General features: G+C 64.2%; 14 protein-coding genes. 1 reads left to right on the top strand and 13 read right to left on the bottom strand.

Translation table 11 applies throughout. The features are described from left to right. The first annotated feature begins 146 nt into the window (after window positions 1-146). A complete protein-coding gene (locus OG203_RS27120; protein WP_405168018.1) occupies window positions 147-1982 on the top strand; it encodes an acyl-CoA dehydrogenase in 1836 nt (611 codons plus the stop codon). Between the two features lie 61 nt (window positions 1983-2043). Here OG203_RS27120 and OG203_RS27115 read toward each other — a convergent pair whose 3' ends face one another. The 13 genes from OG203_RS27115 to OG203_RS27055 form a co-directional block, all read right to left on the bottom strand. Next, window positions 2044-3138 (bottom strand): diguanylate cyclase, encoded by a 1095-nt coding sequence (locus tag OG203_RS27115; protein WP_405160083.1) that lies wholly within the window; start codon window positions 3136-3138, stop codon window positions 2044-2046. Window positions 3139-3510: 372 nt separating this feature from the next. Further along, window positions 3511-3747 carry a hypothetical protein gene (locus OG203_RS27110; protein WP_405160082.1) on the bottom strand — a complete coding sequence of 79 codons (237 nt, stop codon included), beginning with the start codon at window positions 3745-3747 and terminating at the stop codon, window positions 3511-3513. A 570-nt stretch (window positions 3748-4317) separates the two neighbouring features. Next, window positions 4318-4671, bottom strand: coding sequence for a hypothetical protein (locus OG203_RS27105; protein WP_405160081.1), 354 nt, complete (start codon window positions 4669-4671; stop codon window positions 4318-4320). 117 nt (window positions 4672-4788) lie between these two features. Continuing rightward, window positions 4789-5085 carry a hypothetical protein gene (locus OG203_RS27100; protein ID WP_405160080.1) on the bottom strand — a complete coding sequence of 99 codons (297 nt, stop codon included), beginning with the start codon at window positions 5083-5085 and terminating at the stop codon, window positions 4789-4791. A gap of 2 nt (window positions 5086-5087) precedes the next feature. Continuing rightward, window positions 5088-5297, bottom strand: coding sequence for a hypothetical protein (locus OG203_RS27095; protein WP_405160079.1), 210 nt, complete (start codon window positions 5295-5297; stop codon window positions 5088-5090). Continuing rightward, a complete protein-coding gene (locus tag OG203_RS27090; RefSeq protein ID WP_405160078.1) occupies window positions 5297-6070 on the bottom strand; it encodes an N-acetylmuramoyl-L-alanine amidase in 774 nt (257 codons plus the stop codon). Before OG203_RS27090 ends, OG203_RS27095 begins: the two co-directional genes overlap by 1 nt. 1076 nt (window positions 6071-7146) lie before the next feature. Then, window positions 7147-7749 carry a hypothetical protein gene (locus tag OG203_RS27085; RefSeq protein ID WP_405160077.1) on the bottom strand — a complete coding sequence of 201 codons (603 nt, stop codon included), beginning with the start codon at window positions 7747-7749 and terminating at the stop codon, window positions 7147-7149. An 87-nt stretch (window positions 7750-7836) separates the two neighbouring features. After that, window positions 7837-9042, bottom strand: a complete 1206-nt coding sequence (locus OG203_RS27080; protein WP_405160076.1) for a hypothetical protein — start codon at window positions 9040-9042, stop codon at window positions 7837-7839. A gap of 14 nt (window positions 9043-9056) precedes the next feature. Further along, entirely contained in the window at window positions 9057-9419 is a 363-nt protein-coding gene (locus tag OG203_RS27075; RefSeq protein ID WP_405160075.1) for a hypothetical protein, read from the bottom strand. Between the two features lie 51 nt (window positions 9420-9470). Continuing rightward, entirely contained in the window at window positions 9471-9800 is a 330-nt protein-coding gene (locus OG203_RS27070; RefSeq protein ID WP_405160074.1) for a hypothetical protein, read from the bottom strand. After that, a complete protein-coding gene (locus OG203_RS27065) occupies window positions 9797-10015 on the bottom strand; it encodes a hypothetical protein (RefSeq protein WP_405160073.1) in 219 nt (72 codons plus the stop codon). Before OG203_RS27065 ends, OG203_RS27070 begins: the two co-directional genes overlap by 4 nt. Then, complete coding sequence (locus tag OG203_RS27060) at window positions 10012-11628, bottom strand: hypothetical protein (protein ID WP_405160072.1); 1617 nt, start codon at window positions 11626-11628, stop codon at window positions 10012-10014. Before OG203_RS27060 ends, OG203_RS27065 begins: the two co-directional genes overlap by 4 nt. Further along, window positions 11625-12047 (bottom strand): DUF2744 domain-containing protein, encoded by a 423-nt coding sequence (locus OG203_RS27055; protein ID WP_405160071.1) that lies wholly within the window; start codon window positions 12045-12047, stop codon window positions 11625-11627. Before OG203_RS27055 ends, OG203_RS27060 begins: the two co-directional genes overlap by 4 nt. Between the last annotated feature and the right edge of the window lie 23 nt (window positions 12048-12070).

Raw genomic sequence — 12070 nt, 5'->3', positions numbered from 1 at the left:
TAAGTTACCGGCCAGTAGCATGTGGTCGATCGTTTCGAGCGACCTGCAAGCAGTCGCTACGCGAGTCGGCTAACCAGTAGAGCGAGAAACGGGCGGGAACGGCCAACCAACCGACCGCACCAACTCAACGGAGAGTGAGTACTGACATGGGTCACTACAAGAGCAACGTCCGCGACCTGGAGTTCAACCTCTTCGAGGTCCTTGGCCTTGGTTCCCTGCTTGACGGCGGCGCCTACGGCGACCTCGACACGGACACCGTCAAGGAGATGCTCAACGAGGTGCGTCGCCTGGCCGAGGGTCCGCTCGCGGAGTCCTTCGCCGACGCCGACCGCAACCCGCCGGTCTTCGATCCGCAGACGCACACCGTCGCGATCCCCGAGTCGTTCAAGAAGTCCTTCCGCGCGCTGCAGGAAGGCGGCTGGGAGAAGCTCGGCATCCCCGAGGAGCTCGGCGGACTCGGCGTCCCGCGCACCGTGCACTGGGCCATCAGCGAGCTGATCCTCGGCGCACAGCCCGCCGCGTACATGTACGCCGCAGGCCCGGGCTTCAACACCATCTTCCACAACAACGGCACCGATGAGCAGAAGAAGTGGGCCAAGATCGCGATCGATCGCGACTGGGGCGCCACCATGGTGCTCACCGAGCCCGACGCTGGCTCCGACGTCGGCGCGGGCCGCACCAAGGCCATCAAGCAGGAAGACGGCACCTGGCACATCGAGGGTGTGAAGCGATTCATCACCTCCGCCGACGCCGACGACATGTTCGAGAACACCGTCCACCTGGTGCTTGCCCGCCCCGAGGGCGCCGGCCCCGGCACCAAGGGCCTGTCGCTGTTCTTCGTGCCGAAGTTCCACTTCGACCACGAGACCGGCGAGCTCGGTGATCGCAACGGCGTGTTCGTCACCGGCGTCGAGCACAAGATGGGCCTGAAGGTCTCGGCCACCTGTGAGGTCACCTTCGGCGGCAACGGAACTCCGGCCAAGGGCTGGCTCGTCGGCGAGGTGCACAACGGCATCGCGCAGATGTTCGACGTCATCGAGAACGCGCGCATGATGGTCGGCACCAAGGCCATCGCCACCCTGTCGACCGGTTACCTGAACGCCCTCGACTACGCCAAGGAGCGCGTCCAGGGTGCCGACCTGACCAAGATGACCGACAAGGCCGCGCCCCGCGTGACCATCACTCATCACCCCGACGTCCGGCGCTCGCTGGCCAGCCAGAAGGCATACGCCGAGGGCCTGCGCGCGATCTACCTCTACACCGCCGCGCACCAGGATCCCGATGTGGCGCAGCTGGTTTCGGGTGCCGACGCCGACCTCGCCGACCGGGTCAACGACCTGCTGCTTCCGATCGTCAAGGGTGTCGGTTCCGAGCGGGCCTACCAGTACCTGACCGAATCGCTGCAGACCCTCGGTGGCTCCGGCTTCCTGCAGGACTACCCGATCGAGCAGTACATCCGCGACGCGAAGATCGACTCGCTGTACGAGGGCACCACCGCGATCCAGGCGCAGGACTTCTTCTTCCGCAAGATCGCCCGTGACCGCGGCGTCGCACTGGCGCACGTGGCCGGCCAGATCCAGAAGTTCATCGAGACCGAGGCGGGCAACGGCCGCCTCAAGGGTGAGCGCAAGCTGCTCGCCACCGCGCTCGAGGACGTGCAGGGCATGGCGGCCACCCTCACGGGGCACCTGATGGGCGCCCAGGAGAACCCGTCCGAGCTGTACAAGGTCGGCCTCGGTTCAGTGCGCTTCCTGCTCGCCGTCGGCGACCTGCTCATCGGCTGGCAGCTGCTGCGTCAGGCCGAGGTCGCCATCAAGGCGCTCGACACCGGCGCCACCGGTGCCGAGGAGGCGTTCTACCAGGGCAAGGTCGCGGTCGCGCAGTTCTTCGCGCGCAACATGCTGCCGGAGCTGACCGCGGTGCGCACCATCCTGTCGAACCTGGACAACGACATCATGGAGCTCGACGAAGCGGCGTTCTGATCCTGCCGCGATAACCGAATACGACGAAAACGGCCCGGATCGCTCCGGGCCGTCTTCGTGTTCAGGCAGCGTTGGATTCGACGAACTCGTCGACGACAACCAGATTGCCGCCCAGTTGTTTTGCTCGGTACATGACGGTGTCGGCGCGCTGGATCAAAGTGGCGGGCGTCATCGAGTCGCAGCTGCCGTCGAAGACCACGACGCCGATGCTCGCGGTCACCGCGACCGATGCCACCGGCTCGGCGGCGTCTCGTCGCACCGGCTCCGGCTCGGCGACGATGCGCCGCATCAACTCCGCCTGCACCCTGGCCGACTCAGCGCCGAGCTGGCCGAAGATCACGAACTCCTCCCCACCCGTGCGCGCGACCACCATCCGCGGGCCGACCGCGGCGCGCAGCCGCCGCGCCGTCCGAACCAGCACCTGGTCGCCGACCCCGTGCCCGAAGCGGTCGTTGACGTCCTTGAACCGATCGAGGTCGAGCGCGATCGCGCAGGTCGGCACCCGGCAACCGAGCGGGCCTAGCTTCGCGAGATGCAGCTCGAGACCACGACGATTCAACAGTGCGGTCAACGGATCGGTGATCGCGTCCTGGCGCAGCACCCAATAGCAGAACTGCATCGAGGGCAGCAGCACAACGCCAGCGGCCACCGAGATCAGCACGATCGCCAGGGCGACCAAAGGGTCGCCGCCCACCGCGACCATCCGCCCCGTCAACGCCACCACCGAAAGCACCGTCCAGGCCGCGTGTACCGCGAGCACCTTCGCGTTGTGCATAACCGCCAGATAGCCGCCGGTGACGACGAGCAGGATGACGCCGAGCGCCCCGTACACCCGGTTCGCCTCCTGCAGACAGGCCAGCGTGATCGCGACATCCGCTGCGGCGAAAAGCAGGAGGGATTCGGTCCGGCTCGGCCAGGCAAGCAACCACCAGCGCAGGGCCCAGAACAGCGCGAACGCGGCGATACTCCAGTCGAGCGCCTGGCCTGGCCTGCTTGGCGGGCCCGTGTCGGACGACAGCACCAGCAGGGTGATGCCAGCCAGAACCACACCGCCCGCGCCGACGATCGCCTTTGTCCAGTGCGCCGCCGCGTGCGAGTCGAGGGCGCGCGCCAGCCAGTTGTAGTCGGCCCGATCGTGCCACCAGGCCTTACACATCACGCGAGCATTGGCCACACAGACCACCACCAAGCGCAGAGGGACGATTCCATCGCATACGCCGAGCGCGAGATTTCACCGTTGGAACCTCACCAGCTAACTGGTCAAGTGTATGACTCGCGCGGCGCGGGTGCATGTGTTGACACGACACTGCGCGATGGAAATGTCCTGACCAGGACTTATTACTCGAGAGGCTGTGCAACGGCCAGCTAAGCGCACCGACGTGTTCATCCAGCAGCTACCGCGCGGCTTCCTCGCCGCCGACTGCGGATACGACAAAGCGGCCCGGATCAGATCCGGGCCGCTTCGTGAAAATCTGGACGCCCCGCCGTCCATCCCCAGCACGATGCGGGGCTGTATCTCGTCGGCGAGTTACTTGCCGCCCGCCGAGCCGGTCGTCAGCGCCTTGATCAGGTCGGTCAACGCCGAGCTGGATCCGGTTCCGGTCCCGTTCGGATCGTGCTCACCAACGCCGATCACCGGCTGCACAGTGATACCAGGCTGCACAGTGATGCCCGGTGCCGCACCAGCGGTAGCCATACCCGATCCGGCGAGGACAACCCCGGCCGCCGCCGCCAGCACGACTCCGAACACACGCATTTTGCTCATTCAGCTGTTTCCTTTACAGAATCTTCCCTGGCCGAATACCCCATTGGCATCGACCGAGGCCAGTTCTATCACGCAGATTCAGCATCCAGCGACCATTCAGCCATCGCGGATTTCCGCCATTGATTGCTCTACGGTTGCAGGCCTGAGTCCGCGCAACTTGCAAAGTGTAAGCTGACATATAGCCAGGCCCTGCCCCGATTTCTACCGGCAATCCACCTGGGGGCACGGCCTATCGCCGCTGGCAACCGGTCGAATTTCGGCGCAATAGACATACGACATCGATCGACCTGCACATCAACTCAATCCATACAGCAAATCATGAGCACACACGCGAATGCTTGACGTTTAAACAACCGCCCTAAACGCATGCAACCAGCAATCCAACGGCTATGTTGTGATTCATTGCATACGGAATATATGTAACGCCAGCGACCGATTCGCCGAATGCTGCCCGGCAATGGGAACCGATAGCAGCTGCCAGCAGGATTAACGTGCCAGCTTCTGGAGACCATACTCGTCGGCCACCAGGATTTCACTCCCAGCAACCGCGATGGCTCGAACAGCCAGCGACTAGGGTCGATTCGGCGGATAGCCGCCGCCATTCCCGAACATGTCGATCTTCCACCACAGGAAGAGCTCATTGTTGATAAAAGCGACAGCATCGGAAATACCCGAGGTTCCGGCGTTCGGGTCCGGATTCTGGCTACCCGGCGACTGTTCCGTGCCGACTCGAATCAGACATGTCTGCATGCCGAGCGGCTGATCCGCACTACTGAATGACAATTTGATGTAATCAAGTGGGACAGGACCGGGAGATCCGGCGCTACCCCAGCGCCTCGCCCAGACCAATTTGCTGCCGTATGGGACTTGGATGGTCGTCCACTCTTCCTTCGGCAGGATCACATTACTGGTGACTCTCGTCATTGTCATACTTCTTTCTCTGCGGAGCCCGTCGACTTCGTTAGACGACGCTCGATTGTTGAACGCGTATTCACGCCGTAGCGAAATTCTTATCCCGATGTAGCGGTTGACGCCTGCGGCTCAGATCTCTTTCTGAAGCGAAACGGGGATTTCGTAGCGAGCCGCCGGCGGTTCTTGTCCTGGAACATGCAGGCGGAGGAAGGCACGCAATTCGTCGATGTGCACCCGTAGCGCACGAATCAGCCGGATGGCCTCGCGGAATCGCATCTTGTCCTCGGCCGCCTGGCTCTCCAGCACCTCGACGCGGGTGCGGAGTTTGTTGACCTCCCTGGCCTGCCACGCGGTGACCGCACCGATCACCGAGGCGAGGGCCATGCCCGCGGCCTGGACCAGCTCAGGGTCTAGCACTGTGCCCACAGTCAGCTCCCGTCCGCCGTTCCGGCGACCGGAGTGACGGCCCGACGAATGACAATGCCCGCGATCAGCGGGGTGAGTAGGCCGTACAGGGTCAACGCGGACTCGATCCAGGCGGTATCGATCTGGTGGCCGAGAACGTAGGCGAGCACGCCGGTGATCGCGACGAGCACCGACCGCACGAGCGCCGGTTCGGGAAACCTGGTGAAAGGCATCAGCGTTTGTCCTCGGTCGCGGCAAGCACCCGATCGAGTTTCAGTTCCAGTGCCTTCAAACGCTGTTCGGTGCGGTAGTCGGCGGCGTCGGAGTTGAGCACGAAGCCGGTGAGGGTGTCGTGGTATTCGGAGTCCGCGACACGGGACTGGAAACCGTAGGTGAGCTCGAAGTGCACCCGGCGCAGCTTGTCCAACAGCTCACGCTGTTCCATATCCGAAAGTGCCATCAGTGCACTGCCTTTCATTCGGTCCGCGACATCAGCGCGGAATTGGTCCATGTCCATGGCACCGGGATCCCACTTACCTTGTTTGGGCCCGGCCCATTCCTTGTGGCCGATCACGCGGTCGGCACCGTGGCCGAGTTTGCGTAGAATCGCCGCGCAGCAGCCGACGTAGGCGTCGTATTGCGCGGTCGACCAGCCCTCGGTGCCGTTGTTCGCGGCCTCGATGCCGATCGTGTGGAAATTGGCGTTGTCCTCGGGCAGGCCCGGCCACGAGCCCATCCCGGCATGCCACGCGACACCGGCCGCGACCACCGTGACCGTGCCGTCCTTGGCCAGATGTAGTTGCGACAGCGGGCCTTCCAGTGAGGGCAGCCCATAGGCGATCTCCGACGGCGGAGTGTTCGAGCCGCCGGTGTGATGGGCGACGATGCCCCAGATATCGCCGAAATCGCCGTGGCCGCGATCGCACCAGCCGGGAAATTCGAGCACTCGCAGGCCCTCGTCACGGAGCACATCGGCGAGCCACACCGGATCACCGGTCCAAGACATAGGTGTCCTGCCTTTCGTTGAATGGAAGAGATCAGGCCGGGTCGAAGCACACGAATGTGCCAGGCCCAGCGGACACAAGCGCGATGGCGCCGTCATCAGTGCACTCGAGACGTCGGGATCGCGAGCCAGTTGGCCACTCGGCGTTGATGTTCCGGGTATGTCCACCCGGACTGCTGACTCGATGTTCCGAATAGAGTTGGCCGACAAGCTCTTTGCGCGATGATCGCCAGGCACAGGTCGCCACACCGTTGCGGGAACCTCGGATACGTCCACGAGGAGGCGATTCAGTGCGGCACGAATGGCGCGGAAAAGGGGTGGATAGTAGGAAGGCCCGAGGCTCCCCCCTTCGGAGCCTCGGGCTCGACCGCGGCCATGGCTCGATACGAGCCACGAGGTTGCGGTCTGTTATCCCCTTCGTGTCGATCGCCGTGCCGTCACTGGCGGATGGCGATCTCCCCCTTGCTACTTCCGTGTCGTGTCACTCGTTTCGGTGCGTGCACGAGCGGAAGCGCGGCAGCTGGACCTGCCGGTACATAGTGGTATCACGTAGTGGGATCCGTGAACGAAAGCCGTTTCGGCGCAAGGAGCACGTAGCGTTAGCTGAAATGTAACGGATACTCATTCAATCTGCGGCGGAGCCACAGTGCCGACGACCGCTCCAAGAAGCGGGCCGCGCAGCACCTACCACTTCGAGATGTCTCGCCGGTTTACGCCCGACCGATGTGGAGCAACCGAAATCGGACGACTCGATGAAGGTGCGCGCCGCGCTGACGAAGCCGATCGAACGCGGTCGCGCCAGCCGTAAGAACGGAAGCCATCGGCACCGATCAATATGCGGCCCAACAGCTATCGGCGAGTAACTCGCGAGATAAGAATCACAGAAATGTTTAGTAACATTGGATCCAGAACTACGATGCTGGATCGCGTTCCGCCGATTCTGTTTGCTCAACCAGAAATCAGCGTACACCTTTGTGCCTATTGCACGAGTGACGCACTTATTGTAAATGAAAACGCTTTTCGGTGCAGGCCTAGGCGAGGCACTCGGAAGGGACTGTCGCACAGGGTTTCGGCAGCCGTCAGTTTCCCGTGCCTGTCGAAGTGACCGGTACAACGACCGCGCCCGCGACACCGGTAGTGAGGGACAACGCCCCTTCGCCCGTGCCGTAGGTGGTCTGTGGCGTCAGACCCGAATACCAACCCTCGGCGCCGAATACCGCCTCGACGCTGGTTATCACCGAGAACATCGCGGCTGCAACACCTTCGGCACCTGCCGAGATAGCTTGGGCACGACTGAACGGGCCGTCCGCTGACCCGACACCGGCCAAAGCTGCTGGCACCAAGACCTTCCCGGACATTACGGCGATCTTGGCCGACCCACTGCCAACGCCACCAGCCGCGGGCACTGCCGCAGTCAAGGACGTTTGGTTGATGGACAACGCACCCAAGCCCCCCGCGCCGACCGCGGGCGTACTGCGAATCGACTCGGGGGCCGCGGCAATCTCGGCGGACCCATGGAATCCCGCCACCAGATACGGCCGAATCACCGGCACCCGCACATCCATGACCGTCCTGGGTGGAGCGGCCGACGGCACCAACAACACCGACGGCCCTGGTAACCGTCCCACCGCGACCGGCACCGACGGCCGCGTCGCGAGAACTGCCACTAGTTGGGTGACCATATGGGCGCTCCAGTCAGGGCTCGGTGCAGGTCGTCGTGCCGAACGTGGTGACGGCGACAGCCGTGACGAACTGCGGGGAAGGGCTGGTCAGGCGATCCGCACGTAGGACGCGGAGTTGGTGTTCACGGTCGGCGGATACAACGTGCTGTCCGCTCTGGCCTGCACGGTGATGAGGTCACCGACCGCGATATCCCGGGTCTTGGACACGGAAAGGGTCGCGGTACCTTCGCCGCCGACGTTTTTAGGCCCACTCGTCGCAACGGACACACCGTTCACCATCAACTGAAGGGTGACCGTCGAAGACGTGAACTGGCCGCCGCCGGTGAACACTATCGAAGCGGACAGTGCCGCAGCGGTTTTCGGCCACTGCGCCACCAACGCGTCGTTCGACACCCTCGACCCGGGATACCCCGTCGCGGCGGGGATCCAGCCGGTAATAGTCCGGAACGTGGTGTCCAGCGAATCCCACAGGCCGTTCTTCGTCATCGACGTCGGACTGAACGGCGTCTTGGCGTTGACGGACAAAGTGCCCGAACCCGTGGATCCCGCTGCGGCAGTGGCCTTTGCGGTGTTGATCGCCGCCAGTTCGCCGCTACCCGTGTGGTCGGCCAGGGAGGCGACGACCATCGATTGTGCGAGGGTCCCCTCGCCCGATGTCGGTACATTCGCGCCGACCGGCGCGGCCGCGAGCAAGGTTCCGGAACTCGCGTGCGCGACGGGCATGACGACGGCACCGACGAGACCGGCCGCTGCCGTCAATTCGCCTCGGCCGGTGCCGTCGCTGGTCAGCGGCGACAGCGCCGAGTAACGACCCTCGGAATCGAAGAGCGCCACTGCCGAGGAAATGATCGACATCGTCACTGCCGCAGTACCTTCGGAGCCGCCGCTGACGCCCGTACCCACATCGGCTGTGGCAGTTGACGTACCGGTGCCGGACAAGGCCGCGGGGAGCAGCACCTTGCCCGACTTGATGCCGATCCGTGCCCCGGCGGTGCCGACACCGCCCGCGCCGGCAGGCAGCGAAAGCTGCCACCAGTCGGCGCTCGACAAGACACCGACCCCGGCGGCCTGAGCGGCGGGAAACGACCGGACAGCATCGAAGGTGGCCGCGACGGCCGCGGCGCCGTGGAACGCGGCGATCAGGTAGGGCCGGATCACCGGAACTGCGGTGTCGAGCACCGTCCGTGGCCCGGACGGCGAGTCGGTTCGAGATACCGACGGCGCCGGGGCAGGCGCTACCGCGATCGATGCCGTCGGCGGCGCGACATGCCCCTGCGTTGCGTGCGTGGCCATGCGGCGCCCGCCGATCAGCTCTGGGTGAAGGTCGGGGTGATCAGCAGCTGGCTCTGCGCGCCGAGTGTGGTCGGGCTGATCGCGACCTTGTCGATGAAGTCGGCGGCACCGCCGGTGGCCGTCTTCCACAGGCCCACAAAGGTATACGTGCCCGGGGCGAGATCGATGGTCACCTGGGTGCCGTTGATGACGCCGCCGGTGCCCGAGGTCCAGGTGGTCTGCTTCCTGGCGTAGGCGGGTGCGCCATCCTTCGCCTCGTTGGCGCCGGTGGTGCTCGGATCGCCGGTGTGCACGCTCACGTAAGCGCCTGCGGCACCGGCGATCATCTTGTAGGCGTCGGCAAGCACCTGGCGGGTGGCGGGAACAACAATAGCCATGGCAAATTCTCCTCGAGAGTGGTGAAAGGGATTGAGCGGTAGTCGATTCGACTACTGCTTGCGCCGGACGGCGCCGTAGAACCAGAGGTAGTCGGTGCTCGGAGTCGTCGGATACGCCACGTACAGGCGGTATTTCGTGCCAGCGGGGATCACATCGGCGAGCTCGGCTTGGATGACGAACTTCGCCTCGGTGGTGGTGACCACCGCACTCCAGGTGTCAAGCACCTTTTCGGTGGCGTCGAGCAGCACGATGCGTGCCGTGGTGCCGGTCGGGAATACCGCGCCGTCGGCGAGGGCCACCGTGTGCAGGAAGTCCGCGCCCTTCGACAACAGCAGCGTGCGGTTGCTCGGGTCGTAGCCGAGCTGTTTCTGATCAGTCATGATGCTCCAGTCATCTGCCGCACTCCGATCACGTCGTCCTCGTGCTCGACCGGATCGGGTTCGATGTAGGTGGGTTCGGCCACCGGCGCCAGCTCGCCGAGCAGCAGGCTGCCGCGCGGAATCGGACCGGCGGCGCTGACCGAGGACACGGTCAGCAGGCCGTCGGTCACGGTCAGCGACAGCTCGTAGCCGTCGATCGTTACCAGGGTGGTCATAGATCCTCTGCTCTCCATTCATCCCAGCCGCCGCCGTTGACCCAGCCCGATCGGTACGTTCCGAGGCCGACGTAGCGGTTGGCGGGTCCCTTCGGCAAAACGTTGGTGGTGTCGGTGTAGGACAGCACCTGCACCCACACCCCGTCGGTCTTCCGCTCGGCGGTGAAGATGTTGCCCACCACCTTGATTCGCACCTCGGTGTTGTCGGCGACGGTGACTCCATTGGTCGTCACCAAGGGGGTGAAGACGTTCTGGTCGGTCACCCGGTAGAGGCCGAAGCCATTGCTCGCGACACCCATCGCCACGTAGGCGGTGTTGCCGACGTCGGAGCGCACGACCAACCACGAGAGCCTGGCCGTCGGATTGCGAATGCGCCCGGACACCATCTGGTCGTCGTAGTTGAGGTTGCGTCCGTAGATGTAGCGGCGGTACCCGTCGTCACCACCCCAGGCGACGAACACACCGTTTTCGACCGTGGCGTAGAGCGACGACATCCGGACGAGGGACTCGGGCATGCCGCCCGCGAAGTCCTCGAAGAAGATCAACTTCATCGGATCACCGGTGATCAACGCCTTACCGAGCGACAGATACGGTAGGTAGGTCGAGGTGAAGCGCAGGCCGTTTCTGGCGATGACGGAGCCGACGGTCAGCGGTGCCGAACTGGCGAAGTTGCCCTTGATCTGCGGCGGCCAGACCTCCGGCGATCGCGGGATGTCCACGCCCGCCACCCCGAGCAAGGGGCGCGGATTGCCGCTGCCGCGCTGATGGATACCGATGAAGGCGGTCTCACCGGTCGCGAACACGATCTCGTTCGGCAGTTGTACCGACCGCTCGAACCGGGAATTGGTGATCTTCGGGGTCTGGTCGTCCGATACCCATTCGATCTTGACGTCGCCGGTATCCAGCATTCTGCCGACCACCACGTACAACTCACACGGGCTGCGCACATCGTCGGGGATATAGGTGACGATCTGACGCCCGCCGTCGTACAGACAGCGAATGAACGCGCCCTCCAAGGAGTTCGCCGGCGGCGGGTACTTGGGCGTGAGGTTCCACCACAGGGTCGCGGTCCCGTTGCCCGCGGGAAAGGTGAGCGGACTCCACCCGTCGATCGCCCCGCTCGAAACGCTCCACAGGGTGGTCTGCAGTAGCGTGCGCGGAAACGACGATTCCTCGGTCAGATTCATCGTTTCCCAGTACGGCCGCAATGGCAGACCATCGACGACCACCTGCACACGCGAATTCGTCGCCTTGATGACCGGGGTTTGGCCGTCGGCCGTCTGCTGCGCGGTATCCGCGGTTTGCTGGGCCTTTCCGGCGTCTTCCATCGCGCGCTTCGCATCGGCCCGCAGTTTCCGCGCCCAGCCGGACAGATCGATCAGGCCGCCGGTCAACCCGGTGATCGCGTCACACAGGTTGGCCGCGAAGTTGTCGAAGCCCGCCTCCATCACCTTGCCCATGTTGAGCTGAATGGGGTTGTAAGACTTGAGCACATCGGCGCGCATCGACGCCTTCGCCGACGCCTCGGTGACTTTGGCGACGCCGCGGATGTTCTGCTCGCCGGGCTTGCCGGTGTAGGCGCCGGCGGGCAGGGCGCGGTTCGGTGCGGTCATTCCTCGGCCTCGTACGTACCCTCTTGCGCCACATCGGGTTTCAGCTCGCGCAGGTCGACAAGGTTGGCGAGTTCGCCCGACTCCTGCAATTGCCGGACCAGGTGACGACGCTCGTCCACGGACATATCGACCACCGAGGGAACGGTCATGTCCAGTGGCGGCGGTGTGCCGACGGGAACCCAGCTGCCCGACTGAGCGAGCCAATGCTCGCCATCGCGGGACGCGGTCTGGTATTCGAGGGTCTGTAGTTCCGGATCGTGTCGAAAGCCCAAGTCCCACAAATGTTTCGACCACTGGCCGAGCACCTGCGGTGGCACGAGCAGTGGGCCGTTTCGCGGACCTGGCAACCCGACGAGGGCCCAGACAAAGGCCTCCGTGGGATCGTCGGGATCGCATTCGTACTGCAACGGAAGCGGCATCAAGAATCTCCGTATATCGAATT

Origin of the sequence: Nocardia sp. NBC_01499, from assembly GCF_045040275.1 — a bacterium.
GTDB lineage: Bacteria > Actinomycetota > Actinomycetes > Mycobacteriales > Mycobacteriaceae > Nocardia.
Note: the sequence above shows the minus strand (reverse complement) of the source record. Positions and strands in the feature narration are given on the sequence as shown.

Coding starts and splice junctions, on each gene's coding strand:
- OG203_RS27080 (WP_405160076.1), bottom strand. CDS start 9,042: ATGGCCACGCACGCAACGCAGGGGCATGTCGCGCCGCCGACGGCATCG.
- OG203_RS27075 (WP_405160075.1), bottom strand. CDS start 9,419: ATGGCTATTGTTGTTCCCGCCACCCGCCAGGTGCTTGCCGACGCCTAC.
- OG203_RS27115 (WP_405160083.1), bottom strand. CDS start 3,138: ATGTGTAAGGCCTGGTGGCACGATCGGGCCGACTACAACTGGCTGGCG.
- OG203_RS27065 (WP_405160073.1), bottom strand. CDS start 10,015: ATGACCACCCTGGTAACGATCGACGGCTACGAGCTGTCGCTGACCGTG.
- OG203_RS27060 (WP_405160072.1), bottom strand. CDS start 11,628: ATGACCGCACCGAACCGCGCCCTGCCCGCCGGCGCCTACACCGGCAAG.
- OG203_RS27105 (WP_405160081.1), bottom strand. CDS start 4,671: ATGACGAGAGTCACCAGTAATGTGATCCTGCCGAAGGAAGAGTGGACG.
- OG203_RS27070 (WP_405160074.1), bottom strand. CDS start 9,800: ATGACTGATCAGAAACAGCTCGGCTACGACCCGAGCAACCGCACGCTG.
- OG203_RS27110 (WP_405160082.1), bottom strand. CDS start 3,747: ATGAGCAAAATGCGTGTGTTCGGAGTCGTGCTGGCGGCGGCGGCCGGG.
- OG203_RS27090 (WP_405160078.1), bottom strand. CDS start 6,070: ATGTCTTGGACCGGTGATCCGGTGTGGCTCGCCGATGTGCTCCGTGAC.
- OG203_RS27055 (WP_405160071.1), bottom strand. CDS start 12,047: ATGCCGCTTCCGTTGCAGTACGAATGCGATCCCGACGATCCCACGGAG.
- OG203_RS27095 (WP_405160079.1), bottom strand. CDS start 5,297: ATGCCTTTCACCAGGTTTCCCGAACCGGCGCTCGTGCGGTCGGTGCTC.
- OG203_RS27120 (WP_405168018.1), top strand. CDS start 147: ATGGGTCACTACAAGAGCAACGTCCGCGACCTGGAGTTCAACCTCTTC.
- OG203_RS27085 (WP_405160077.1), bottom strand. CDS start 7,749: ATGGTCACCCAACTAGTGGCAGTTCTCGCGACGCGGCCGTCGGTGCCG.